At 65.1% G+C, this 23,678-nt stretch carries 20 protein-coding genes and 1 pseudogene; 13 read left to right on the forward strand and 8 right to left on the reverse strand.

All coding sequences use genetic code 11. From position 1 onward, the window contains the following. Positions 1-73 precede the first annotated feature (73 nt). Together ASG79_RS00670 and ASG79_RS00675 are read left to right on the forward strand one after the other, a co-directional pair. Complete coding sequence (locus ASG79_RS00670; protein WP_142133547.1) at positions 74-499, forward strand: helix-turn-helix domain-containing protein; 426 nt, start codon at positions 74-76, stop codon at positions 497-499. A gap of 115 nt (positions 500-614) precedes the next feature. After that, positions 615-1,595 carry an Abi family protein gene (locus ASG79_RS00675; RefSeq protein WP_056387671.1) on the forward strand — a complete coding sequence of 327 codons (981 nt, stop codon included), beginning with the start codon at positions 615-617 and terminating at the stop codon, positions 1,593-1,595. A gap of 7 nt (positions 1,596-1,602) precedes the next feature. On the opposite strand, the gene ASG79_RS00680 is transcribed toward ASG79_RS00675, so the two are convergent. Beyond that, positions 1,603-2,094: a hypothetical protein gene (locus ASG79_RS00680; RefSeq protein WP_056387674.1), complete on the reverse strand. Its 492-nt coding sequence runs from the start codon at positions 2,092-2,094 to the stop codon at positions 1,603-1,605. Between the two features lie 213 nt (positions 2,095-2,307). Here ASG79_RS00680 and ASG79_RS00685 point away from each other — a divergent pair, with 213 nt between their 5' ends. The 5 genes from ASG79_RS00685 (at position 2,308) to ASG79_RS00705 (ending at position 12,354) form a co-directional block, all read left to right on the forward strand. Further along, a complete protein-coding gene (locus ASG79_RS00685) occupies positions 2,308-4,752 on the forward strand; it encodes a type IA DNA topoisomerase (protein ID WP_200953127.1) in 2,445 nt (814 codons plus the stop codon). Between the two features lie 252 nt (positions 4,753-5,004). Then, the gene (locus tag ASG79_RS00690) at positions 5,005-5,904 is read left to right on the forward strand and encodes a hypothetical protein (protein ID WP_056387676.1); all 900 of its coding nucleotides are present in this window, start codon (positions 5,005-5,007) and stop codon (positions 5,902-5,904) included. A 41-nt stretch (positions 5,905-5,945) separates the two neighbouring features. Next, positions 5,946-8,231 (forward strand): hypothetical protein, encoded by a 2,286-nt coding sequence (locus tag ASG79_RS00695; RefSeq protein WP_056387679.1) that lies wholly within the window; start codon positions 5,946-5,948, stop codon positions 8,229-8,231. Continuing rightward, complete coding sequence (locus ASG79_RS00700; RefSeq protein ID WP_056387683.1) at positions 8,228-11,764, forward strand: hypothetical protein; 3,537 nt, start codon at positions 8,228-8,230, stop codon at positions 11,762-11,764. The genes ASG79_RS00695 and ASG79_RS00700 overlap by 4 nt, the downstream gene beginning before the upstream one ends. A 77-nt stretch (positions 11,765-11,841) precedes the next feature. Next, entirely contained in the window at positions 11,842-12,354 is a 513-nt protein-coding gene (locus ASG79_RS00705; protein ID WP_056387685.1) for a hypothetical protein, read from the forward strand. Between the two features lie 107 nt (positions 12,355-12,461). Here the strand turns inward: ASG79_RS00705 and ASG79_RS00710 are convergent, their stop codons facing one another. Both ASG79_RS00710 and ASG79_RS00715 read right to left on the reverse strand, forming a co-directional pair. After that, a complete protein-coding gene (locus tag ASG79_RS00710) occupies positions 12,462-12,926 on the reverse strand; it encodes a hypothetical protein (protein ID WP_056387689.1) in 465 nt (154 codons plus the stop codon). A gap of 129 nt (positions 12,927-13,055) precedes the next feature. Then, positions 13,056-13,637: a hypothetical protein gene (locus tag ASG79_RS00715; RefSeq protein ID WP_071416348.1), complete on the reverse strand. Its 582-nt coding sequence runs from the start codon at positions 13,635-13,637 to the stop codon at positions 13,056-13,058. A 593-nt stretch (positions 13,638-14,230) separates the two neighbouring features. Between ASG79_RS00715 and ASG79_RS00720 the strand changes: the two genes are divergently transcribed. The 3 genes from ASG79_RS00720 (at position 14,231) to ASG79_RS00730 (ending at position 15,241) form a co-directional block, all read left to right on the forward strand. After that, positions 14,231-14,566, forward strand: coding sequence for a hypothetical protein (locus ASG79_RS00720; protein ID WP_056387696.1), 336 nt, complete (start codon positions 14,231-14,233; stop codon positions 14,564-14,566). Between the two features lie 19 nt (positions 14,567-14,585). Continuing rightward, on the forward strand, positions 14,586-14,873 hold the full coding sequence (locus tag ASG79_RS00725; RefSeq protein WP_056387699.1) for a hypothetical protein: 288 nt from the start codon (positions 14,586-14,588) through the stop codon (positions 14,871-14,873). Between the two features lie 137 nt (positions 14,874-15,010). Then, a complete protein-coding gene (locus tag ASG79_RS00730; RefSeq protein ID WP_056387702.1) occupies positions 15,011-15,241 on the forward strand; it encodes a hypothetical protein in 231 nt (76 codons plus the stop codon). Positions 15,242-15,251: 10 nt separating this feature from the next. Here the strand turns inward: ASG79_RS00730 and ASG79_RS00735 are convergent, their stop codons facing one another. Then, on the reverse strand, positions 15,252-17,021 hold the full coding sequence (locus ASG79_RS00735) for a recombinase family protein (RefSeq protein WP_160141484.1): 1,770 nt from the start codon (positions 17,019-17,021) through the stop codon (positions 15,252-15,254). Positions 17,022-17,206: 185 nt separating this feature from the next. After that, the gene (locus ASG79_RS00740) at positions 17,207-19,870 is read right to left on the reverse strand and encodes a UvrD-helicase domain-containing protein (RefSeq protein WP_056387706.1); all 2,664 of its coding nucleotides are present in this window, start codon (positions 19,868-19,870) and stop codon (positions 17,207-17,209) included. Between the two features lie 220 nt (positions 19,871-20,090). Between ASG79_RS00740 and ASG79_RS00745 the strand changes: the two genes are divergently transcribed. After that, positions 20,091-20,900 (forward strand): hypothetical protein, encoded by an 810-nt coding sequence (locus ASG79_RS00745; RefSeq protein ID WP_056387708.1) that lies wholly within the window; start codon positions 20,091-20,093, stop codon positions 20,898-20,900. Between the two features lie 90 nt (positions 20,901-20,990). Here the strand turns inward: ASG79_RS00745 and ASG79_RS00750 are convergent, their stop codons facing one another. The 3 genes and pseudogenes from ASG79_RS00750 to ASG79_RS24410 all read right to left on the reverse strand — a co-directional run. After that, positions 20,991-21,692, reverse strand: a complete 702-nt coding sequence (locus ASG79_RS00750) for a DUF6308 family protein (RefSeq protein WP_056387711.1) — start codon at positions 21,690-21,692, stop codon at positions 20,991-20,993. A gap of 65 nt (positions 21,693-21,757) precedes the next feature. Continuing rightward, complete coding sequence (locus ASG79_RS00755; protein WP_056387714.1) at positions 21,758-22,423, reverse strand: DUF6994 family protein; 666 nt, start codon at positions 22,421-22,423, stop codon at positions 21,758-21,760. Between the two features lie 77 nt (positions 22,424-22,500). Continuing rightward, positions 22,501-22,596: pseudogene (locus ASG79_RS24410) on the reverse strand (DUF6994 family protein); the annotation flags it as partial. Positions 22,597-22,920: 324 nt separating this feature from the next. Here ASG79_RS24410 and ASG79_RS00760 point away from each other — a divergent pair. Next, positions 22,921-23,220 carry a DUF4193 domain-containing protein gene (locus tag ASG79_RS00760; protein ID WP_056387717.1) on the forward strand — a complete coding sequence of 100 codons (300 nt, stop codon included), beginning with the start codon at positions 22,921-22,923 and terminating at the stop codon, positions 23,218-23,220. Beyond that, positions 23,192-23,608, forward strand: a complete 417-nt coding sequence (locus tag ASG79_RS00765) for a hypothetical protein (protein ID WP_142133544.1) — start codon at positions 23,192-23,194, stop codon at positions 23,606-23,608. Before ASG79_RS00760 ends, ASG79_RS00765 begins: the two co-directional genes overlap by 29 nt. Positions 23,609-23,678 lie beyond the last annotated feature (70 nt).

Raw genomic sequence — 23,678 nt, forward strand, 5'->3', positions numbered from 1 at the left:
TGGCAAGGGTCTGGCGCTGCGTCCCCAGGACCCGGTGCTGCTCGGGCTGTACTGCGCTCCCCGGTGCGCGGGGATGTCCAACCCCGCCTCCCGGGCCGAGGACGCCCCGCGCGAGTGCACGACCATGCGCGAAGGGAAGAAGGTCTTCAAGCGCCGCTACCGCAGCGAGGGCGAGATTCCGGACCGGCTCCGCGAGGATCCCTCGACGAGCTGGTACAGCTGTGGACACTGTGGCCACTGGCACCTGGGTCATACCCGCATGGGGACCGCCGAGAAGTTCCGCATGTTCGAGGACCTTGACGAGGACCTGCCGGACCTGTTGGTCAAGCTCCGGGGGAAGGCCTCCCACAAGCAGGTCGCCGAGGTCGCCGGCGTCCGTCCGATCCGGATCAGGGAGCTGGAGTCCGGTGTAGACCATCCGGAGAACCTGAAGACGCTCGGCAAGGTCCTGAAGGCCTACCGGGTTCGTCTGGGCGTCGCGCTGCCGCCCGGACGGTGATCAGCGCCGTACAGCATCAGCGATGCATGGACAGACGATCCGTGCTACTTTATAGCCATCACGATCAGCCCGTTGCCGCAAGGCGCGGGCTGATTTTCTTTTCAGGGGGAGGAACGTGGCGGAGTACGCGAAGCCATGGCTGTCGGTCGACGCGCAGATCGACCGGCTGGCGTGGCACGGGGCCGACGTCGGGGACCGGGCAGCCGTGCTGCTGGGTGCCGTCGGCTACTACCGCCTCACCGGCTACCTCTACCCCTTCCGCGAGTCCGAGCGCTACGCCGACGAGGACGGGCGCTCCCGCATCCGGGTGCTCAGCGGCTACCGGCCGGGCACGACGTTGCGCCACGCTGAGGAGATCATCGACTTCGACCGGCAGCTGCGCATGCTCGTCATGGACGGCGTCGAACGCATCGAGGTCGCCGCGCGGATGCGGATCGGCTATGTCCTCGGCCGCCGGTCCCCTTTCGCCTACGAGGACCCGGAGTGCTTCACCGAGGCCTTCACAGCCGAGAGCACCGATGTGCGGGATCCCGCGCCGAGCCCGCATGTGCGTTGGCTCCAGCGCGTCAACGAGCGGCGGGCCAGCTCCGACGAGCAGTTCGTGGAGCACTTCAGGCAGAAGTACGACGACAGGATGCCGGTGTGGGCGCTGACGGAGATCCTTGAGCTGGGACACCTGTGCGTGCTTTACCGCGGCATGCACCAGCAGGATGCCGAGGAGATTGCCCGTGAGTTCGGCGTGCCGACGAAGAAGGTCATGATCAGCTGGCTCGCCAGCCTGAACTACGTGCGGAACGTCGCTGCCCACCATGCCCGACTGTTCAACCGCAAGCTCCAGAACGCGCCGTCGCGGCCGAAGGTCGGAGTGGTGCCGGTGCTGGACCACCTGCGCGATGAGCAGACCGCCAAGGGTGTCTTCGGCACGTACAACGCCCTGGCCGTAATCGCGTACCTGCTGCGCGCCATCGACCCGGACACCGGTTGGTCCGGTCGGCTGGCGGCTCTGCTTCGCCAATTCCCGGTCTCACACGCCCTGACCATCGAGTCGATGGGCGCGCCTGTGGGCTGGGAGTCGCTCGAGCTCTGGCGCGGCTGAGGCGGAGCTAGGACCGGACGGTGAGCCGGCCTTCCTTCATGTCGTCACGCAGCTGCGACAGCATGTACCAGTGCGCGCCCTTGGGCTTGAGTGAGATGTAGTGCTCGTGCTGCTTACCATCCTGCTCCCAATCCAGGACCATCTCCGGACGGCGCAGCAGGCCCTGGTATTCGTCGACGTCGGCACGGATTTCCACGCGCACACGTTCGTCCGCAGGCGGCACCAGCAGCACCGCGACGTCGCCCTCGTAGCTCAGTGAGACCTCCTGGGCGAGGAGCCGCCGTACGTCGGCCGTGCAGATCTCTCCGCGGGCGACGTCGAAGACGTTCTTGCCGTGCGTGGCGCTCTCCCAGGCATCGATGCACTCGATCAGCATCGAGCACCCCTGGGCGATACGGATGATGTCCGCCTCGTCCGGCGGCCAGCTGCCCTCCTGCATCTCGATGAGCATGCTGCTGAAGTCCTGTGGTGTGCGCAGGAAAGCGTGGTCGAGGGCCATGGGATTCGTGCTCCTGGGTCGGGCGTGAGCGGGTGGCGACTCTATAGACGTTACCTCGATCCGGGGTCGCCGTGAATGATCCAGGCCCTCTCTGACCGGCGTGCCGGCGCGGGTCTCGCCGCTCCCATTCGACTCGCTGCGCGACTCGCTTAGACTCGCCATTCAACTCATTCTATCGATAGACTTGTGACTGATTTATGAGTCGACTGGTTTATGAGTCACCGACGAAAGGGAGTCATGATGGTTGTCGGGATCCTCACCGAGAAGCCGAGCGCGGCGCGGCACTTCGCTGCAGCCCTCGGCGGCATGAACGGCACGTACAACGGGGAGCAGTTCGTCATCGCCCACGCCCGGGGGCACCTGTACGAGTTCGTCGATCCGCACCGGATGGTGGCGGATCCGGACGTGGCCGGGAAGTACCGGACCTGGGACCTGGGCAACCTGCCCTGGGACCCTCAGCAGCTGGACTGGAGCCTGGAGGTGATCAAGAACGCGAGCGCTGTCGCCGCGGACGTGAAGCGGACCCTGGGCAAGTGCGACGAGATCGCGATCGCCACCGACGTCGACCCCACGGGCGAGGGCGGCATGATCGCGGTCAATGCCTTCCTCGAGTTGGGGCTGAAGCCGGGCAAGTGGTCGCGCATGTACTTCACTGATGAGGCTCCGGCCTCGCTGCAGAAGGCCTTCGCCGCGCGCAAGGTCATTCCGTCACTCCTGGACTTCGACGAGTACCGCAAGGCGCGCTACCGCTCACAGTTCGACCTGCTCTCGATGCAGTTCACCCGCATCGCCACGAACATGGCCCGCCAGTCCGGGCAGGACATGGTGCTGCGCCAGGGCCGGCTGAAGTCGGCGATGGTCAAGCTCGTCGGCGACCAGCTGAAGGCGTATAACGACTACGTCAAGAAGCCGTTCTTCCAGAACCGGTTCCGTGACGAGAACGACGTGATGTACACGAACCCGGAGGAGCCGCGGTTCGACCAGAAGGACCAGGTGCCGAACCAGTACGACCCCTCCCCCGTCGTGCTCGACGGCAAGGCGACGAAACAGACCCCGCCACCGAAGCTGCTGGACCTGGCCGCACTCTCGTCCATCCTGGTCGGCAAGGGAATCAGGGCCCAGCTGGTGCTCTCGACCTACCAGTCCATGTACGAGGCCCAGGTCGTGAGCTACCCGCGCACCGAGGACAAAACGATCACGCCTGAGCAGTTCAACGAGCTTGCGCCTCTGGTGGACAAGATCGCCGGCGTGGTCGGGGTGGATCGCAAGCATCTGACGCACCGCGAGCCGCGCAAGGCCCACGTGAAGCCGCAGGGGGCGCACGGTGCGAACCGTCCCGGCCCGAAGGTGCCGTCCTCGCTGGACGACGTCGAGCAGCGTTTCGGCAAGGCCGGCCGCCTGATCTACGAGACCCTGGGCAAGAACTACCTGGCGATGATTGCCGAGGACTACGTCTACGAGCAGCAGAAGGGCCACGTCAAGGACTATCCGGACTTCGTGGGCATCGCCAACGTGCCCATGTCGGCGGGCTGGAAGGCGGTGTTCGATCCGGACGCCGGCGACGACACCGCCGAGGGCGACGAGAACGAGTCGGCCAAGGGCCTGGGCACCAACGCTGAGCCCTTCGTCTTCGAGGGTGCGAACAAGCGCCCCGAGCACCCGAGCATGAAGTGGCTGATGAAGCAGCTGGAGAAGCGCGACGTGGGCACGGGTGCCACCCGGACCTCGACGTACTCCGAGGTGACCTCGACGAAGACGAAGTACCCGCTGCTGCTGGAGAAGGGCCGCAAGCTCACCCTCGCCGAGGCCGGGGACATGAGCTGGCGGCTGCTTCCGGGCACCCGGATCGGCGACCTGGCGCTGACCGAGAAGGTCTATGCCGATATGAAGGAGATTGCCGTAGGCACCGGCCCGAGCGCAGAGGAGCGCCTCGCGGTCGTGGCCGACTGGGTGCGCGAGGACATCGCGACCATGCAGAAGAACGCCGCGACGATGCGCTCCGCACTGGGGCTCAAGGAGGAGGCCGTCACCCGGAAGGAGCGGGCGCAGGGCACCTGGGCCAAGACGGGCAAGGATGTGGTGTTCGCGCGTGAGTGGGGCGGCCACCGCTTCACCGACGACGAGGTCGCCCGGCTGCTGGCCGGGGAGACGATCGAGTTTTCGGCGAAGAGCACCACGGGCAAGGCCTATGAGGTCTTCGGCGAGCTTGGCGAGGGCACCTTCAAGGGCCGGACTTTCGTCGGGTTCCAGAAGCTCGGCTTCGGCCGGCGCGACGCCAGCGGCAACGCGCTGCCGCCGGCGTCCTGGTGCCACTACACCTTTACGCCCGAGGAGATCGACCGCCTCATGGTTGGCGAGGGCGTCGAGTCAAGCGACTTCGTCTCAAAGAAGGGCAACCGCTTCCAGTGCAAGGTCTTCTTCCGCGAGGAGAAGAAGGGTGAGGGTAAGAAGATCGTGCCTGACTTCGAGGCCTCCCTGGACTCCCCGCCGAAGAGCTGGTGCGGGGTTGCCTTCACCGACGACCAGCTCGCGGCACTGGCCGCGGGCAAGACGATCAAGGGTACGGGCTTCACCTCGAGCAAGGGAAAGAAGTTCGACGCCGAGCTTCAGTGGAGGAACGAGGGCGGCAAGAAGAAGCTCGTCCCCTCCTTCGGCTGAGGTTGCGCGGACTCGTTCCTGAATGATTATTCGGATGCCAGTCCGATAGACTGCCCGTCCACTTAAATCAGCACGCCACGGTACCGCCCGACGGCATCGGATCGCACGTCCGAGTCGCTGGGCGGTGCCATTCTTGCGTCAGTCGCGCTCGATTCGATAGGTCTATCTAAGGTAGAGTGGTCATGTATCCCTCATCTATGAGGGCATTCGGACAGGCGCAGACAAATCAGTGGTGGCAGCAGGGAGAGATTCATGGCGAAGATGTCGTACAAGGTGCCGACGAGCCTCAACAGGTCGTTCCTCGACCACGAGATCACGCTCAGCAAGGGCGGCTGGGCGGCCAAGCCCTCCCCCATCAAGCAGCTGTTCTTCTTCGGCGGGGGCGCGCTGGCGCTGCTGTGGGCGGTGACGCAGACCTTCGTGGCGAGCTCGGGTCCGGTGTTCATCACGCTCTTCGTCATCTGGGGCCTGGCACTGATCGTCTACTTCGGCGGCATGACCAAGACCAAGGAGCTGCGGGCGATGAACGTGCCCGCCCTGCTGGCATACGCCCCGTCCCGGGCACGCAACGTCTTCACCCGCCGCAGCTCGGACCCGAGCGACTTCCACTCGATCGTCGGTATCGACGGCATCGAGGAGGACGGCCGGATCCACTTCTCCGACGGCGGTGAGGGGCAGGTCTACTTGGTCGTCGGTTCAGCGTCGTACCTGCTCTTCGACGAGGACCGCATCGGCATCCTGGACCGGGTCGACGCCTTCTGGCGCAAGATCGACACGAACTGCGAGTGGGCCTTCGTCACCACGAAGGAGCCGCAGCGGATCTACCACCAGGTGGCCTCGCTCGAGCACCGCAACCACGCCCTCGCGGTCCGCGACCCTGACCTGATCGAGCTGCAGAACGAGCAGTATGACATCCTCACGCAGCACGTCGGTGGCAAGTTCACCTCGATCCACCAGTACCTGCTGCTCAAGGGCAAGAGCGCTGACGCTCTGCGCCGGGCGCACATGGTGCTGCAGTCCGAGGTCGAGGGGTCCGCGCTGATGATCAAGGAGGCTACGGTCCTCGACCGCGAGGAGACCGAGCCCATGCTGCGGGTCTTCTACCAGGGCATCGAGGACGACCTGCACTCTCTCAAGGCCTCACTGAACTGACCGGGCCGAGCTGGACGAACAAAGGAAGGACGAAGGGTGACATGGCGCTGATGACGAAGGCCCGCGCGCAGCTGGGCATTCCGGGGAAGAAGCCCCGGGGCGGGGACGCGACGGCCGTGCCGGGCGTGGATGAACTGGAGGCCGCTCTCGACGGCGATCCCGCCACGGGCGGGACGGCGGAGCCGTCCGAGGTGACCGCGCCGGCGGTCGCCGCTGAGCCGGCCGAGGTGGCCGAGCCGAACAAGAACTGGTGGCAGCGCCGCCAGGAGATGAAGAAGCTGGAGGGGCGGTTCGACTCGTATCCGCACCTGCTGGCGCTCAAGCCTCGGGAGAAGTACGTCTTCCGCTCCGACTACTTCGAGGTCGACGGTTCCGTGGCGTGCGTGCTCGCGTTCTTCCACGACGACGCCGCGCACGACAACTTCGCCGCGTTCTGGGGCATCGACCGGATCCCGGACGGGCTCGACGAGCGCGTCACCGCGGTCGTCCTGGAGCAGGTGCGCCGGATGGACGAGAAGTGGGTGGATTCGTTCACCAAGCAGTCGGAGAAGCTCGACCGCCTTGACGCGAACGAGCAGGAGGAGACCGGCACGACCTCTTCCAAGCGCAAGGCCGCCAAGATCTCCTCCGACCTTGAGGTCACCATCGGCGAGATCCAGGACGGCGCGAGCTACCTGTCGGTGCACAACCGCCTGTTTCTCAAGGCTCCGGACCTGGAGACGCTGGACGACTCGGTCGACCGCGTCACGCGGCTGTACATCGACCGCTTCGGCACGCTGAAGGCTGCGGCGTACGCCGGCGAGCAGCGCCAGGAACTCTCGGGCCTGTTCAAGAACAACGAGAAGAAGCGCGGCAAGGGCTTCCACTTCACCTCGACCGAGCTCGCGGGTTCGTACTCGCTGGTGACTAACGGCCTGAACGACCGGGGCGGCGAGTACGTCGGCTACATGGTCGGCGACGTCAACAACTCGGCCGTACTCATGGACGTGAACCGGTACGAGCACCACGTTGTCGTGGCAGACGCGACCCTGAGCGAGTACCTGGACCGCCAGCGTGTGTCGAACATGTGGTGCTCGAAGATCTCGCAGGCCTGCATGCTCGGCAACGGCTCGGTGGTCCACCTCGTGCTGGACGGGGCGGACCTGGACAAGCTCGGCCCGAACTTCGAGCGGCTGACCTCGCGCGTGGACCTGAACCGCGGTGACGTCAACCCCTTCGAGCTGTTCGGCGACGAGGACGACGAACTGACGGTCTTCGCCGCGCAGATGGAGAAGCTCAAGCTGATGTTTGAGCAGCTCTACGAGACCACGGACGGGGCAATCGGCTCGATCATCCGCTCCGCGCTGGAGGACACGGCGACCGACTTCTACGTCGAGCAGGGCATGTGGCGGCACAACGCCAAGGACCAGCGGCACCGCCTGCGCGTGGTCAACATCCCGCACCAGCAGGTGCCGCGGCTGCAGATGTTCGTCTCGTACCTCGACACCGCGCACAAGGCCCTGCTGAACTCAAGCAAGACCGACCCCGACCAGCTGCGCGCGTACAACGTGCTGCGCGGCATCGCGAACACGATGCTCAGCACGAATGGCGACCTGTTCAACAACCACACGGCATCGGCCGTGGACGGGGTCCGGGATGCCCGGCGCGTGGTCTACGACTTCTCGCGGCTGATGCGCCGCGGCAAGGGCGTGGCCATGGCCCAGCTGGTCAACATCGTCGGCTTCGCCGTCGGCAAGCTCGGGCTCGGGGACACCGTGGTGATCCACGGCACCGAGCAGATTGACGACCGCGTCAAGAAGTACCTGCACGACCAGTTCGACCACATGCACGAGCGCGGCGGCCGCGTGGTCTACAGCTACAACGACGTGGACAAGATGCTCGCGGACTCGGACTTCAACAAGTTCGACGCCGCGGACTACACGCTCTTCGGGCCGATGCGCGACCGCACGGTGGCGGAGTACCAGAAGCAGCTGCACCAGCAGATCCCGCCGGACCTCGCCCAGCTCATCACGACCAAGGGCGAGAACCTTACCTACCTGCGCCGGGACGTGTCGAACGTGGTCTTCCACCTCGACCTCGCGCTGGGGATCAACCCCTTCCGCGAGGCCCAGCGCAGGCAGGTTCGTCTGGAGGCCGCCAAGGCCGACGAGGCGGCCCGGATGGACCAGCTGATGAAGGACGAGCCGGCACCCGGCGCGAAGCTCACCAGTGCCCGCCAGAGCGTCGAGTCCGAGGAGGACCGCTCCGAGGACCATGTGGGGCGGGCCGACCGCAGGAAGGCCATGAAGAAGGCCGGGACGGCCCCGTGGAAGCTGGGTAAGTCATGACGGCCATCACGGACACGACAGACAGGAAGGGAAAGATGAACGGGACCATCACGCTCGCGGCGCGGGCCCGGGCCGCGGCGACTGCCCGGGGCGGGCTGGTGCGCGTCCTGGCTCTGTCGCTGCTCGTGGCACTGGTTGTGCCGCTGCTGATGACGGTGTTCGCGCCATCGGCGCACGCTGCCGACGACGAGGACCGCGACAATTACTCGCTGTACCAGCTGGCGTCGAATGCCTCGACGTACTTCAGTCAGGAGAACTCTCCCGAAGGCAAGGACAAGCCCGAGGATCGGATGAACGAGGACTGGCGGGCGATCACCGCCGACCCGGCGACGGGCGGCGACATGCTCGGCTACGCCGACTCCGAATTCAGCCTCTTCAACGTAGTCGGTTGGCTCTTCGCCGAGGCGACGGGCTCCACGCAGACCATCGGGTACGACACGCTGAATGCGACAGCCAGCGGCAGCGGAAAGAACGTCTACTCCGGCATGGTGGACTACGCCCACTTCGGCGCGGCCAACGCCGACCTCGGCCTGGACACGATGTCCTCGGGCATCGGTGGACAGATCCTGTCGCTCATCGGCGGCGGCGCGATCTGGCTGCTCTACGCGATGGCGCTGGCCGTGGGCACGCTGTTCTATCTCATCATCCAGCTGTTGAAGGTGCTGAACCCGTTCATGTGGTTCTACCAGGCGGTCGCCGGCGTCGCGGACTCCGGCGGCAATACGAACAGCGCGCACCAGCAGGACCTCGCCGACGGGATGACCGGTGGCCAGGCCGGCGGCGGTGCCCTCGCGGGCCTGCAGCACTGGATCGCAAGCTGGTACGGCCTGCTGCAGTCCATCGCCTGGGAGGCGCTGGTCCCGCTCTTCATCGGGTTCCTGATTATTGGCCTGGTGCTGTTCAAGAAGATGGACCGCGGCTCGGCGATCAAGAAGCTCGTCGTGCGCGTCGTCTTCATTGGCGTGGGCCTTCCGCTGATGGGTTCGATGTACACCGGCGTCCTGGACAAGTTCGATGACTCGCTGCTGGGCCAGCACGCCGGCCCGACCCGCGTGGTGCTCTCCACGTACGTGGACTTCGAGGCCTGGATGATGAACGACCGCCTCGGCGTTCCTGATGAGGCCGTTATCGCCTGGGACAACGGCCAGGCCAGCAACAACGCGATGATGTCGGTGCGCACGACGGCACTGGCGATCAACAAGCAGGCGCACGGTTCGACCTTCCGCGACATCAGCGTGGGCCCCGGTGCGACCAATGCCGAGACGGCCTGGAAGAACAGCCTGGTCGGCATGGAGGGCAGCCCGGCGGGTGACTTCAACGCCGTGGGCGAGACCTTCGGCATGCTCAACAGCTACATCTCGGGCCAAATTACATCGGCGTCGGACTTCGAGTCGGGCATCAAGAGCGCGATCACCAACCTGCCGGTCAACAGCGACGTGAAGAAGGAGTGGTTCATCGACAAGAAGTCCTACGGTGACAGCGACAACTTCGGCGGGCACGGCGAGTCGGACTACATCCCGACCAACCACCCGGTGCTGGCGGTCGGCGGCAAGGGCCTGACCTCCTCGAACCCGGGCGGGAACACGACGAGCTTCTCGACCCAGGGCACCAAGCACGGCTGTGGGTTCTCGGTCTGGGCGGACAACGCCCCGGTTTCCTGCAACATGTCGGCGCTGTCGGCGTACAACTACCTGAACACCGGCTTCGGCCCCGACTCGATGACGATGTACAGCTCGAACAACGTCACCAGCGGCCTGACCCGCGAGGACCACATGGCGGTCAGCCAGGTCGGCACGGGCCCGGCGAAGTTCATGTACTGGCAGAACGCCGGCGTCGTCCTGGGCAGCATGGTCCTGCTCGGCTTCTGGTACGCCATCGGCATGCTGGTGGGCGCGGTCAAGCGCACCTTCAGCCTCGTGGCCGCGGTGCCGTTCGCCACGCTGGGCGCGATCGCCGCGATCAGCAAGGTGATCGTCTACTCCGTCGCACTGATCCTCGAGGTGCTGGTGACGCTGTTCATCTACCAGTTCGTCTCGGAGCTGCTGATCTCCATCCCGGACATCATCTCCGGACCGGTGTCGGCCTGGATGTCCCAGGACGGCCTGTGGGGCTCAGGCATGCTCGGCGGGATCATCGTGGTCATCCTGACCCTGATCTCCTCGCTGCTGATCATCGGCATCACCTTGGCGCTCCTGCGGGTGCGCAAGGTCGTGCTGCAGGCGATGGACGAGGTGTTCACCAAGCTGGTGGACAAGTTCCTCGAGACCAACACCGCACCGAAGCCGGACAAGAGCAGCATGCTCCCCGCGCTGGCTGCGGGAGCCGGGGCCGGAGCGGGCATGGCCATGGGTAACAAGCTCGCCTCCGGCGTCGGCGGCAAACTCGGCGGCAGCGGGGCCACGAAGCCCGGCGGCACCCCCGGTGGCGGCAAGGGCTCGTCGACCAACGCCGGCGGCCTGAACGGTGAGCAGAAGTCGCTTGCTGCCGGGAAGGGCGCACTGGCCCTGGCCGCCGGTCCGAACGACGGTCCGGAAGCCGGCCCCGACGGCGGCAGCCCCGCCGGTCCCGGTCCGGTTCCCGGCGGTGGTGGTGACAGCGGCGGCCGCGGCCCGTCCGCTGGTGGTCCCGAGGGTCCGGGCGACAAGGGCGGTCCTCTGCAGCTCACGGGCGGCAAGGCGGGGAGCTCCCGCTCCGACAAGGAGACTGCTCAGACCTTGAGCGGCAAGGGCGGCCTGTCGAACCTCGGCTACAGCACCGGCCAGGGTCCCTCCTCGCGGGGCGGCCAGGCCACCGGCGGCCAGACGAGCTTCGGGCTCGGCGGCGCGCAGGGTGCTCCTGGTACCGGGCAGCAGGGCCATGGCCAGGGTCAGGGCCAGAAGCGCGACGGGCTCACGGGCGGCACCGATAGCGGTGCGCACACCAGCGGTGGCCGCAAGGCGGACGCCGGCCAGTCGGCACCGACGCAGTTCGGCACCGGACAGCAGGCGGCTCCGGCCTCCTCGGGCCAGGGCCCGCGCTTCACCGCTGGTACCGGCGGGCCCGCGCAGGTGAACCCCGTCATCGCAGCGGTCCCGGGGATTCCGGGCACCCGGGCGACGCGGGCCGCCGAAGGCCAGCAGCCGCAGGCCAACGCGGGTTCCGGCTCCCGTGCTGTGCAGGCGGGACCCGGTATCCCGCAGGCCAACGGCAGTCAGCGCCGCAGCCCGCAGGCTCCGATCCAGCCCCGCACCGGCGCTCCGGCGCAGGCGCAGGGCCAGTCCGGTCAGCGTCTGCAGGCCCCGGCTCCTGCTCCTGCTTCTACCCAGCCCCGTGTCGGTGGCCGGGTTACCGGAGGCACTCAGGGCAGCCAGGGTGTCCAGCCGACTCCACGCAGCGGACGTCGATCGGCACCGGCGGCTCAGGCTCCGAAGGCCCCGGCCCCGAAGCCGTCGCAGCCGGCTCCGGCCCAGCCGCGGCGGACGGCGGATCCGGCTCCGAAGCGCACGGACGGTCCCGTGTCGCGGAGGAAGCCGGCTGAGGACCCGAAGAACTGATCGTTGGTGATGAGGGCGGCGCACTCCGACAAGGGGTGCGCCGCCCTTTGCCTGCCACGGGGGAAAGGATGGAACGGATGAATCTGCGAGGCAAGGCGCGCGACGAGTTTCCGCTGGGCTGGTGGCACTCGGGGCGCTGGTGGCTCGAGGGAGCGCGCGAGCTGGCGGTGAACTGCCTGGCCGCGTTGGCTGCTGTGTTCTTCCTGCGCGAGGCGCTGCGGCTGGTCCGCCATCGCGACAGCCCCGCTGATCTGGCGCGCCGGCGGGTGCCGACGGAGGGTTGGGTGGCCGGGCTCCTGCTCGGGTGCATGGCTTTGGGTAGTTCAACGGCCCTGGCGGCCCTGGCAGCACAGACGGGCTCCTCTGAACGGAGACTGGTCCAGGCTGCGGTCCTCATCGCCATCTTGTGGTGGCTGGCCAACGTGGTCGTTTCAGTAACCGCGCTTGCCGTGCTGGCCAGGTCGCGGGTCCGGCACCGGGACACCTGGGCCGAGATCGATTTCGTCGAGACACATGCGCCAAAGTACGGACGGCCGCCGGAGACGATCGAGGAGTACCGGGCGCTGCGCCTGAAGGGCGGACGGCTGTAGGGCTCATACGGGACTGCCAGCCAGTCAGACACAAGAAGACCCCGTGGACGTGATGTCCACGGGGTCTTCCTTTCCCGTCGGGCGGCAGTCGTACTGCAGCACCGGCCTCAATCCCTCCGGGGGCCCTTGTCGAAGATCCGCGAGATGCGGTCGATTCCCTCGGCGCTGAAGATGTCCGAGACGGCACCGGCGGTCCCGCTGCGCGGCAGCTCCGAGCGCAGGGTGAGCTTGGCGTACCCCCTGGTCGGCCGGGACTCGATGACGTAGACGATCTCGTGCGAAACGAAGGCCGAAGTGGCCGAGTCCGGCTTCTTCTGGTGGGTGAGCACCCGGAAGCCGGCCCGGGTGCCGATGTAGTCGAAGAAGCGTGTGAGTTTCTCCTCCTCGAGCTGCCGCCGCTCCCCCGCGTTGCGGCCGGAGACTTCGATCAGCTGGATGTGCGTGCAGTCCACATCGTCCGTCGGCCGGCGGATGTCGTCGAAATCCCAGGTGGCTCTTGCCGTGCGCAGCTGCTCGTCGCTGGGGTACGCCACCCGCCCCTTGTAGTACCTGATCGGTCCGATGAGCGTCATGCCCGACCTCCTGCATCCTGTCTGGCGCGCGGGCGCATCCCGGGAGAGAAAAGGCAGAGCCCCGCGGACGCGTGGTCCACGGGGCTCCGGTGCTGCAGGTCGATCGGGGCAGTCAAGGGGTCAGCCTCCTCAGCCGCAGTACTTGGTCTTGACGGCCTTGCCCTGCTCGCTGTCGACTGGCACGAGCACGACGTCGTTGACGCCGTTGGAGAAGACGAACTCCATGGTCGACTTGTCCTTGCCGAAGCTGATCGAGCCGGTCTCGGTGGTGCTGCGGCCAGCCTCGGTCCAGTCCACGGAGGACTTGGACTCGTTGATCTTGCCGGTGCCGCGGACGGTGTAGGCGTCCTTGAGCTCGCCCTTCGCCGCGGCCGCCTTCGGGTCGTCGAGGACGGAGTTGATGGAGTGGCAGGCGAGGTCCTGGCGGCTGGCGGTGTCGAAGTAGGTGATCTGGTCACCGTCCACGACGACGATGTCGCCGTTCTGTCCTTCCGAGGTGGCGAAGTACCGCCCGTCCCCGCCGGAGCTGCTGCAGCCGCTGAGCACGAGCGCGGCGCATGCCAGGGCTGCAGCGGTCGCGGCCAGCTTCGTCCGCGTCACGTGTGCGGTCCTGGTGATGTCCATGGTCTTCTCGTCCTTCTGGTCGGTCCTGTCGTCCTGGCTCTGTGTCCAGGCAATGAGTGTTCGGAAGGTCCAGCGTCTCGGCTCCACAGTTCAGAACTGTTTCCCCGAGCCCCCGTTCCCAGGCCATGCCCGGGAGCCGAAGCTGGACTATCCACGCCCGCCTGGACGGACGATCTGCTCAGCCGGGGCTGAGCAGGATTTCCACTCGTATACCTGTTTTCTCTACCAGTATGGCAGACCACGTACCACCTGTACCACCTTGCACATGTCAGTCAGGAGATGACAGGGACAACTCCAGACACAGAGAGCAGCACGCGGATCCCTGCGCGGAGAACGCCTGCAGGACCCCGGCGTCGTGTCCGGTGTGCCACTCGGACCCGTCGGGGCCGGGGGTTACACCGCACGCGGGGAGGAGGTGACCGGGTGTGGAGTAGAGGTGGTGGACGGTGCAGGGGGCAGAAGCAGCTGGCATGTCCCCATTGTCGGACACTGCGCCGCTTTGTGCCGAACCGGCAGCGGACCAGGATCAGTCCGTTCCGGACGTTGTCGGAGCCCTTTTATAGCTTGGTGCCCAGGGGATCGAAAAACAGGACCAAAGGTGATTCCCGGGAGAGAGGCGGCCGGCCGTAGCCGCCATCTTTGTGGGTCGCCTATTCGAATATGTGTTCTAAGGTTGTGTTATGTCCTCCGAAGAGTTCGCCGCTGCACTGCAAGCGCAGTATGCGCGGCGGGCCGGCCCGATCGGGCTGACCGTGGAGGAGCTCGACTTCGAACATTTCCCGGCCAAGAACGGGTATCCCGGAATCCCCGTCAAGGCATGGATCCGGTTCCCGAACTGCGCAGAACTGGTGGACGGCGAGGTCTTCGCCTGGACAGCGAAAGCGGTCGAAGTGACATGGAAGGACGGGCCGGTGACGTACCGGACCTGGGTGTGGAGTTCGGCGGTTACCCGCCGGGAAGAAATGATTAACAGGAATCTTGGAGAGCGGACCCGTGGCAGCAACAGCATCAAATAGCAAACCTCTGGACGCTCCAGTGGAGGTCCGCTTCACGGCGAAGGGGGTTCCCCTGGCCGTCAGGCATGACGGCAGGATCTGGGCCGTGGCCGCGGAACCTGTGCACTGGTTCACCCGTGCCGACTGGTGGAACACCGCCAAGCGGGCACCGGTGGGCAGCGGCGACCTGATCAGCGTCGAACACTGGCAGGTTCAGGTCCGGTTGACGTCCACTTCGGCGCTGCGAACCTTCGAGCTGCGCCGCGACCCTTTGTCCGAGCAGTGGCTGCTGGCCGGGATCAGCGACACCGGGGCTGCCGCGGCCTGAGCCCGCTCCATCTCGTCGACTCATCCCCGAGTGTGACGATTCGACTCGTATCAGATTCCATTCGATTGATCCTCTGACTCATTAGTTGATAGAGTGCCGATAGGCATTCAAAGCACAGCTATCTGAGGCAGGCAGTCATGACAGGACAGGTCACCACCGCTGAACGCGGTGTGGCTTCGTCTGCATCTGCCTCCCCGCGCAGGCCAGTGCAGATCTCGGCGGCAGCTGCAGCCGCGATCGCCGTCCGCCCGATCCCGGTGGAGGCCATCAAGGCCGGAGCCGCCGTGGCGGCCTCGGTGGCCATCCGGCGGGCGGAGGCAGCTGAGGCTGCCAAGCCTGCGCACTTGGGTCGCCGTCGGGCCGCCTAGTCCCCGAGAGTCAGCTCCACGACTGGCGTGAGCCCTTGACCCCGTGCTTGTTGCGGCGGTGGCTGGGCAGCCCGGGCAAAGGGAATTCCTGGCCGCACTCAGGACACGGCACTGGCTGCGGGTGCGCGTAGTTCATGTGGTGGCGCAGGTTGTTCCGGTAGCGGAACGTCCGGGGTTCTTCGCACTTGGGGCACTGGTAGCTGCCGTTCGAGGGCATGAGCGAGTACCCGCCCCCGCGGCGCGGCTCCTGGTCGTCAGCTTCGCCGAGATACCAGAAGCCGATCCGGCTCAGGTTCGTGCCCTGGGAGCCGAACATCCCCTTGACCGACCCGCGCTTTCCGTCGTCGGCGTAGACCACGACCTTGCGGAGGAAGGCCCTGATGATCGACTTCTGCTCCGTCTCGGAGAGCTCGAGGAACTCGGCCCCGCTGATGTCGGGGATCGCCCTCGGTCGCCCCTCGGTCTTCTCCGAGATCCGCATCTCGATCTGGCCCTTGAGGGCCTCCTCCTCACCGATGCGGTTCAGCAGTGCCGACATCGCGCTGGCCGGCGCGGTGTTGATCTGGGCCCGCAGGATCAGGATGGAGTCCCCCAGGGCATCAGCCTGTTCGTGGAGCTCGGACAACTCCGAGCTCGCGCTCCCTTCCGCGGCCTGGTTCAGCCTCTCGGCCTGCAGCTCCATCACCTCGGGGCTGTCGAGCGATCCGGCGACGACGTCGCGGATGAAGCGCTCCAGGGCTTCCCTGTTGATTGCAACGCCGGGGCAGTCAGCGCCGCGCATCCGTCCGTTGCACACGTACGATCCCGACTCACCCATCGACCTGTTGCTGGTCATCTTGGTGCCGCAGCCGGCGCAGTAGACGAGGCCGACCAGGGGAAGGCCTCCGGCGCGGGCCCGGGTCCGCTTGAGCGGTTGGGGCTTCATCAGCAGGCGCAGGGTTTCCCACTCGGCCTCCGTGCAGACCGCCTCATGACTCTTGACCGGACGCCCATCCTTGTCGATGACGATCTTGCGCGTGTCGCGGAAGTCCGGACCTGGGCCGCCGCCGCGTCCATCGGCCTTGGCCGTGAGCGAGTTGTATCCGGCCAGGAGCGGATGGCGCAGTAGCGAGGCGACGGCGCGGTATTGGAACGGCCGGCCCTCGCGGTTGGTCAGACCCTTCTGGTTGAGCTCCCGGACGATCTCGGCGACGGAGAGTCCGTCGAGCCGCCATTCGACGATTCGGCGGACGGTCTTGCTCTCCTCCGGGTGCAGCTTCAGCGTCTTCACGCCGTCGGCGTTGCGCTGCTCGGGCCGCATCCAGCCGTACGGCGCAGGGCCGTTCCAGCCGCCCTTCTGGCGGATGTTCTCGGCGGTGCGCTTCAGCCGCTTGCTCGTGGTCGCCGCCTCGGTCTCCGCCAGGCCGCCGAGGACGGAGATCAGCAGGATGGTGTCGGGCGATCGAGGGGCGAACACGCGGTCATGGGTGTAGATCGTGACGTTGTGGCGGTTGCAGGTGTCGACGATGCGGGCGGTGTCCATCAACCGACGTGCCAGCCGGTCAAGGTCCCGGACGTAGAGCGCCTTGACGTCGCCTTCGGCGAGGACCCCTTCGAGGCGGTCGCGCTCTGGGCGGTGCCGGTCGCGGTAGGCACTGACGACTTCTTCGAAGATGTCGTGCTTGGCGACCGTGTGGTGGTGCTTCCGGCTTTCCGCCATAATCCAGGCACGCTGGTCGACGAGCGACGCGTTGCCCTCGGTGGGATCTTTGGATCTGCGGATATAGGCAACGGCTCGCACCCGTAAAGCATACATTTTTAAGGGTGGTGACCCTCGTGGTCTGTGTATCGGTGTGATGATGGCCTCTGCAAGTGCTGCATTCCGCAAGGCTCGGCTTGGCCGACCACGTGGGTCGGACTCGTCAGCCGCCAAAATATCGCGAAGCGTAGAACGTGCGCCTCGGAACATGGAAGGCATCCTTGTTCCTAACTATCAGCGAGTTTCATCGTTCCTTTGCAGGTCGGGTACCCGGTGCAGCCGAAGAACCGGCCGTAGCGCCCTTTGCGTTCCCTCATCGTGTGTTTCTTGCATTTCGGGCAGACCACGGGGGTGATGTCGTCGCCTGTCGCGGATCGGATCTTGACGACACGATCTCCGACCAACTCGAGGAGGAACGCTGATTCCCTACCGGCGCGCGTCACCAAGAGCGCTGAGCGCTTGGCACGGGTCAGTGCGACATAGAACAGGCGTCGTTCTTCTGCGTGTGGGTAGGAGTCGGGGGCGGCCATGGCCAGTTGCAGGAGAGCATCATCCTCGACAATGCTGGGGAATCCGTTCCTCTCAAGGCCGAGCACAACGACGTAGTCTGCCTCCTTTCCTTTCGAGGCGTGCACGGTGTTGAACTCGATGGTCAGGTTGGCGTATCTGGCTTCCAGCGCCGAGGTGACATCGTCCTTGGACCGGGAGTACCGGCCGAGCAGCAGCACAGTGGCTGGCTCAGTGAGCTCTGAGTCAAGGGTTGTCAGGTGCTGCCGAACGGCCGATCCGTAGTGGCTGCGCTCCCGTACACTGACGGCGCATACGGTCTCGTCAGCCTCCGGCGCTGAAGATCGGACGTTCTTGGAGATTTGATTGGGGTTTTTCATCACGAATCCACCCGCGACATCGCACAGGGACTGCGGGGACCGGAAGGTGCGGTCCAGCCAGATGGTGGACGCTGTCCCGAACCAATTATCGAAGCGGGTCATCACACTGAGGTCTGAGCCCGCGAACCTGTTGATCGACTGCCAGTCATCACCGACCGCGTAAAGGTAGTTTCCAGGAGTCTTCATCAGCGCCCTCACCAGCGCCGCACGGGCAGAGCTGGTGTCCTGCATCTCGTCGACCATGACGAGCCGGTAAGGGCTCATCCAACGGCCCGACTCGACGTGATCGGTTGCGAGATTCAGCATGTCCTCGAAATCGATCTGGCCCGCGGCTCGGAGCTGACGGTCCCATTCGGCGAGGATGACGCCGTACAGGCGTGTGAAGAGCCTGGCCCGCAAGGTTCGGCTGGCCCGCTGCGTCAGCACGTCAGGGGTGAGGCGGTTGCCCTTCGCGTGGGCCATGAACGACCGCATCAGCGTCATCATGGCTGGTTCGGTGATCGGAGGCTCCCCTACCGCCTCCCGGTAGGGGTCTTCCTCGAGTTGGATTCCGTGTCGGCGGAGCTCCTGTTCGAGGTGCTCGAACCCGGACCCGTCCCGGATGGTTGCCGAGGTTGTCTCGATAAGTCTTGTGCTGTATCGAGTGTGGGTCTGACGCCGCCACGCCACACTCTCGGCATACCCGTCAAAATTTGGCGGCGGGTTGCCGTCTGAACCGAGCGCCCAGTGCTCATGCCAGACGTCGATGTCCGGATAGTAGAAGTCCGGCTGATACTGACGGTGGTGCGCGTCCGCAACGTCGTGCGCGTAGGGTCGCTCGTATTCATATCGGACGCCGTTCAGGAAGAGCCAGTTTGCGATCATCACCTCTTCCTGGCTCTTGACGACCTCCCCTGCGAGAGTGCCGAAGCCGTTAATACCTTTGTTCCTGTCCCACGTCTCAGGCTCGTCTTCGTCCCCGAGGTCCGGCAGTTGCCTGCCGAACACGAGCCGGAAAAGGTCCCAGTCACGCCGGAAGGCCGGGTCCCGGTCACGGAGCCCATCAACGATCGCCGCGAGCCGCCCGATCCCGTTGCCATTGGTGATGTCATCGGGGACTGAAGGTTTTCGACCGGTGGCTTCACCGACGACTCGCAGTCCGAAGGCGTGAAAAGTGCTCGACGCTACCGACGCACCGTCATCGCCGAGGCGAGAGACAAGCCGCTCCGAGAGCTCACCGGCTGCCTTCTTGTTGAATGCGAGGGCAAGGATCTCCGTCGGCTGGGCGATGCCACGCCGGATCGCATACCCGGCGCGGGCTACCATCGTCGACGTCTTCCCGGAGCCCGCGGCCGCGATAACACGCACCCGGTTGTCGAAGCAGACCGTCGCCCTCGTCTGCTCTTCCGTCAACGGCGACTTCTCGACCTTGCGGAAGAAGTCGGCAAGGTCGTTTTTCTCCCACTCCAGGAACGCCTCGTTGCGCTGGGCAGCCCACCTTGACAAGTCAGTGGTGCAGCAGGCGTCGACTGCGGCACGCTGGTCCTCACGTTTGCCCTTGGGAAGCCCGGAGAGCCTCGGATCGCTGTCGGCAGCCAGCCACACAGCGACGTCCGGACGGGAGTCCGCGAGCGCGGCGATCGTGTCCTGGTCCGCCCACCGTAGTCGGTCCATCACATCCCGGACCCGGGACCACCACAGGCTGGCCGCCTCGCCCTGCTCCTCAGCCTTTGAGAGCAGGGCGGCGAGATGCCGTCGCTCATCGAGCTCGGAGTGGTACGAAGCGGCAACCTCACGCACCGCGCGACGAGACAGCCCATTGAGCACCGTCTCCGTCCCGTGGACGAGAGTGACGATGAGCTGCCCTGAGCCTTCATCGACTGCGAGTCCGAGGACGTCGATGACATCAGCGTCCACCTCCCGGGGGATTCCGCAGACGCGCAGGCGGCCCTCACGGATCGACAGCACCCATGACCCGGCACCTCTGAACGCGCGTGCCCACCAACCCGGCTTCCACTCCGTCATGCTTCCCCCGACTCACACACGTCTTCAAAAGGAGACTATTTGCCCTCTTTCCACGGTATCAGCGAGGAATTGTGTGTCGTCGAGTGCGTTCACCGCGTTCGTGCTGATCCGCAGGTACTGGACTCGGCGGGCTTGCCCGTCAACCCTTCGATGGCATGGTGGAGGCGGGCCTCCCCATCATGGAAGGATATGGCAGAGGTCTTGGGAGAAGGAACGGGTTGTGAGCACCACACACGAAGAAGTGAAAGCCGACCACGGGGCGCAAAAGAAACGTCCGCTCGTCCGCGTTGAGCCGCAAAGCCACCGTGACGACGGGTCGCCCATCGCAGGTGAAGGTCAGGCGTATGTGACCCGGTCGGGCAAGCTGTTCCACACTCAATGGTGTGGGATCATGGACGGCCACTGGCGCGCCACCAATGGAGGCATCTACTTGACCATGCTTGCGGATGTGGGCCTGCGGGGACGTTGCCCGCAATGCGACCAGGACCCTGAAGAGAAGAAGCGCTCCAAATTGGAGCGTGCGGAGAAGCGGGCAGAGAGGCTGCGACTCAAAGAAGAAGCGAAAGCTGAGCACCGGGCAAAGGAACGGCCGCTCGTTCGCGTTGAGGCGCAAAGCCACCGTGACGACGGGTCACCTGTGGCAGGTTACGGACAGGTGTACGTCACACGAACCGGGAAACTGTTCCACACTCAGTGGTGCTCGATCATGGATGGTCAGTGGCGATCCGGCCAAAGAGGCATCTATGTGACCATGATGGCTGATGTGGGCCCGAGGGGACGCTGCACGCAATGCGACAGGGACCCTGAAGTGATGAAGCGCTCCAAATTCGAGCAGGCAGAATTGCGGCGACTCAACCAGGAACTGGATCAACTGGGCAGGACCATAGCGCGAACCCTCGTGGTGAAGGGACCGGAGGGGGTCAACACATTGGGCCCTCAAGTGATCCGGTTCAGGGAAACCGAGGCAGAGCTGACTGCATTGTCCGGTCGCGTCGGGGGCTCGTACTCATACGAAGCTCCGAACTCGTAGTTACTCCTTCATCGGACGACATCGGCCGGCTGCGAAGCTGGCGCGGACGGTTGCGAGATTCGACCAAGTTTGTCGTGGCTTCGCTGTGCTTCAGCCGGCGATTCCGAGTTTGCCGGCTCGCCCGCCCTTGATGCCATGGTCCTTGCCGTAGCGCCACAGGATGGCGTCGATGATGCGCAGTTCGGAAATGGGTGTCTGGACCGTAGAAAGCTTGTGAATGCGCCCCAATCGTCCAGCAAGGTCGGGGTCTTCCATGAAGAGGTTGTGCCAATTCAGCCATTGGCCTTCAGAGGTGTCTTTGCCCACGACTGCCCCAATTACTTTGTCCCAGATGGGGATGAGATGCGGTCGCTTCCTCGCCATGATCTTGCTGGCTGTGGTGGCCCCGACATCCCAGCGCGTTTTGGGTGTGCGTCTCAGCTCCTGCCAGAGCAGCCATGGGGGGCTGCCCTCCCCGAGAGTGGCTTCTGCTTCGGCGACCGTGAGGTCGCTCATCTTCACGTCGGTGGGTATATCAGCCAGGAGATCTCGTATTTTCCCCGCCAACAGCTCCTCCTGCAGTCCGATGATGGCCTGGGCCGGCACTTTGACGCTGAGCATGGACACGGCGACGGCGTCGCTGTCGGTGATCCTGTCCCTCACCTTCGGGTTGTCGCCGCGGTTCGCCCATTCATCAAAGTAACTGCCGGTACTGAGCAACCCCGTCTTTGTGGACGGTTCAAGGTAGTAGCGCCGGAGCAGTTCGGCTGCGGCTTCGACGTTATCTTCTTTCAGGATGGCTGGTAGTTCCATGAATCCCCCTATGGCTCCAATGCGCGGACTATGACCCTGACTGACCCTGCGACGTCGCTGGGTAGTCAGTCTGTATGGCGAACCTCAATTCCGGGGTGGTTCTCCATGACCCAGGCGGCCATCCGACGGCTCCGTGCCGAGATGAACTCCAGCGTGGCCTCCCGGTACGTTACGTACTCGTCTTTTGTGGCCGGCATCCCGGAACGCTTGAAGTTGTCGAAGGGCAGGTAGAACCGAACAAACTCCTTGAACCCGTCGAAGAGCGCAAAGAAGTCCGCGTACGCGTTGATGACATCGGCCAGAGGGCTCTCCGGCTCTCCTGCGTAATGACGCCGGATGCACTCCAGGGTCAGATCCATCCGGTCGGCGATGAGCGACCTGAACCCCCGGGCCTGGTTCATCGTGGGTCGGTCCTTCTTCCTGACGGGCCAGATCATCGCGCTGCCGATGGTATACGGCGGATTCAGGTAGCGGGACCGCTCGTCTTCGTTCAGCGAGGCGATGGCGTTCGCCAGAGACCTCGTACGTGCCCGGTCGGTGTAGGAGTGCGTGATGGCATCACTGCCGTACCAATGCCTCGCCTCGGAGGGGTCAGTGAAGATGAGGTAGCCGTCCCCACGCTTCGGCGGCGCGGTCGGTTCGAAGACGACGCCGGGTCGCAGCTCCTTGGTCCACAGCAGCTCGTGGTCCGCCCGGCTTGCCCCCTTCCGCACCAAAGCCGTGGAGACCAAGGCCTCGCCTCGGAGGGGTCAGTGAAGATGAGGTAGCCGTCCCCACGCTTCGGCGGCGCGGTCGGTTCGAAGACGACGCCGGGTCGCAGCTCCTTGGTCCACAGCAGCTCGTGGTCCGCCCGGAGATTCGGACTGCCACTGTCCGGGTCAGTCCCTGGAGGGGTGTCGGTCATGTAATTGAACGAAGTATCGAAGACGCGCGGCTGTTGCTGCTGCGGGTATTCCGGATCACTCAAGGTTCCCCCAAAGACCAGAGTTATAAGACGAACGAACCGGTGGTTGGGTCCGCAAATGTCTCGGCCATCGGCTCTGTCCCAGACTAGGTGTCACTTCCTGATATTGAAACCCCAAGTGGCCGACTGACTCTCGGCAACGCCCATGTTCCCTGGGGTTCTGATTGTGTGCCCATGCAGCACTGCACTTTCAGGGAATTCTTCCCATGTCCTGTACGTTGCAGGATCGGTAATACCCCCTCAACAGAGAAGAGATGCACCTCCGTGGCAACCGATTACGATGAGCTGCGCACCGACGTCAAGGAATCCCAGGAAAACTCCCTGGAGGCCCTGAAGTCCGCCAAAGCCCCGGATGCGAAATCCGTGGTTCAGGAGCTCGACGAGGCTGACGCCCTGGACGGCCTGACCCCTGGCGGGGAGTTCATTGCCGAAGAGCTGGTCGTCCAGGTCATTCCGCAGGCTGATGATGAGTTCACTTGCTGGTCCTGCTTCCTGGTCCGCCACCGTTCGCAGAAGGCCCGCGAGAAGGACGGCCATGCCTACTGCGTCGAATGCGAAGACTGAGCGGTTTTGGCCGGCTGTCCCGGAGCATATCTGGAACAGCATCCGCGAAGAATTCACCCTGCCGACAGCGGCAGACCTGGAGACGCATTTCCAATCCCTCGGCGACCCGGAGGCCATGCGCCGGGCAGTTCGGGTATTCATCGGCGAGGGAACCTTCTGCCCGGGCTTCCAGCTCAAAGATGGGCTCTTCCACGAAGCGGTGCTGCGCCTCTTTGACCAGGCGATGAGCCTGAAGATTCCTCATAACGTGTTCGCCGCCTGGATGGTCAGCCCACTGCCGGCAGAAACCCGTTCCCGGCCAGTGGACATACTGGGCAGCATGACGCTGCTCCAGAGCTCCTTGGTCGCCTTTGGTGACAGGTACCGGCCGGCCGAAAAGCGTAACTAGCGGCTTGGCTCTGCCGTATCCTAAGTCAGATGGCTTCGTGGAGGGCATGAATAAATGGCTGCACATGTAC

The sequence above is a fragment of the Arthrobacter sp. Soil761 genome, from assembly GCF_001428325.1.
Classification (GTDB): domain Bacteria; phylum Actinomycetota; class Actinomycetes; order Actinomycetales; family Micrococcaceae; genus Arthrobacter.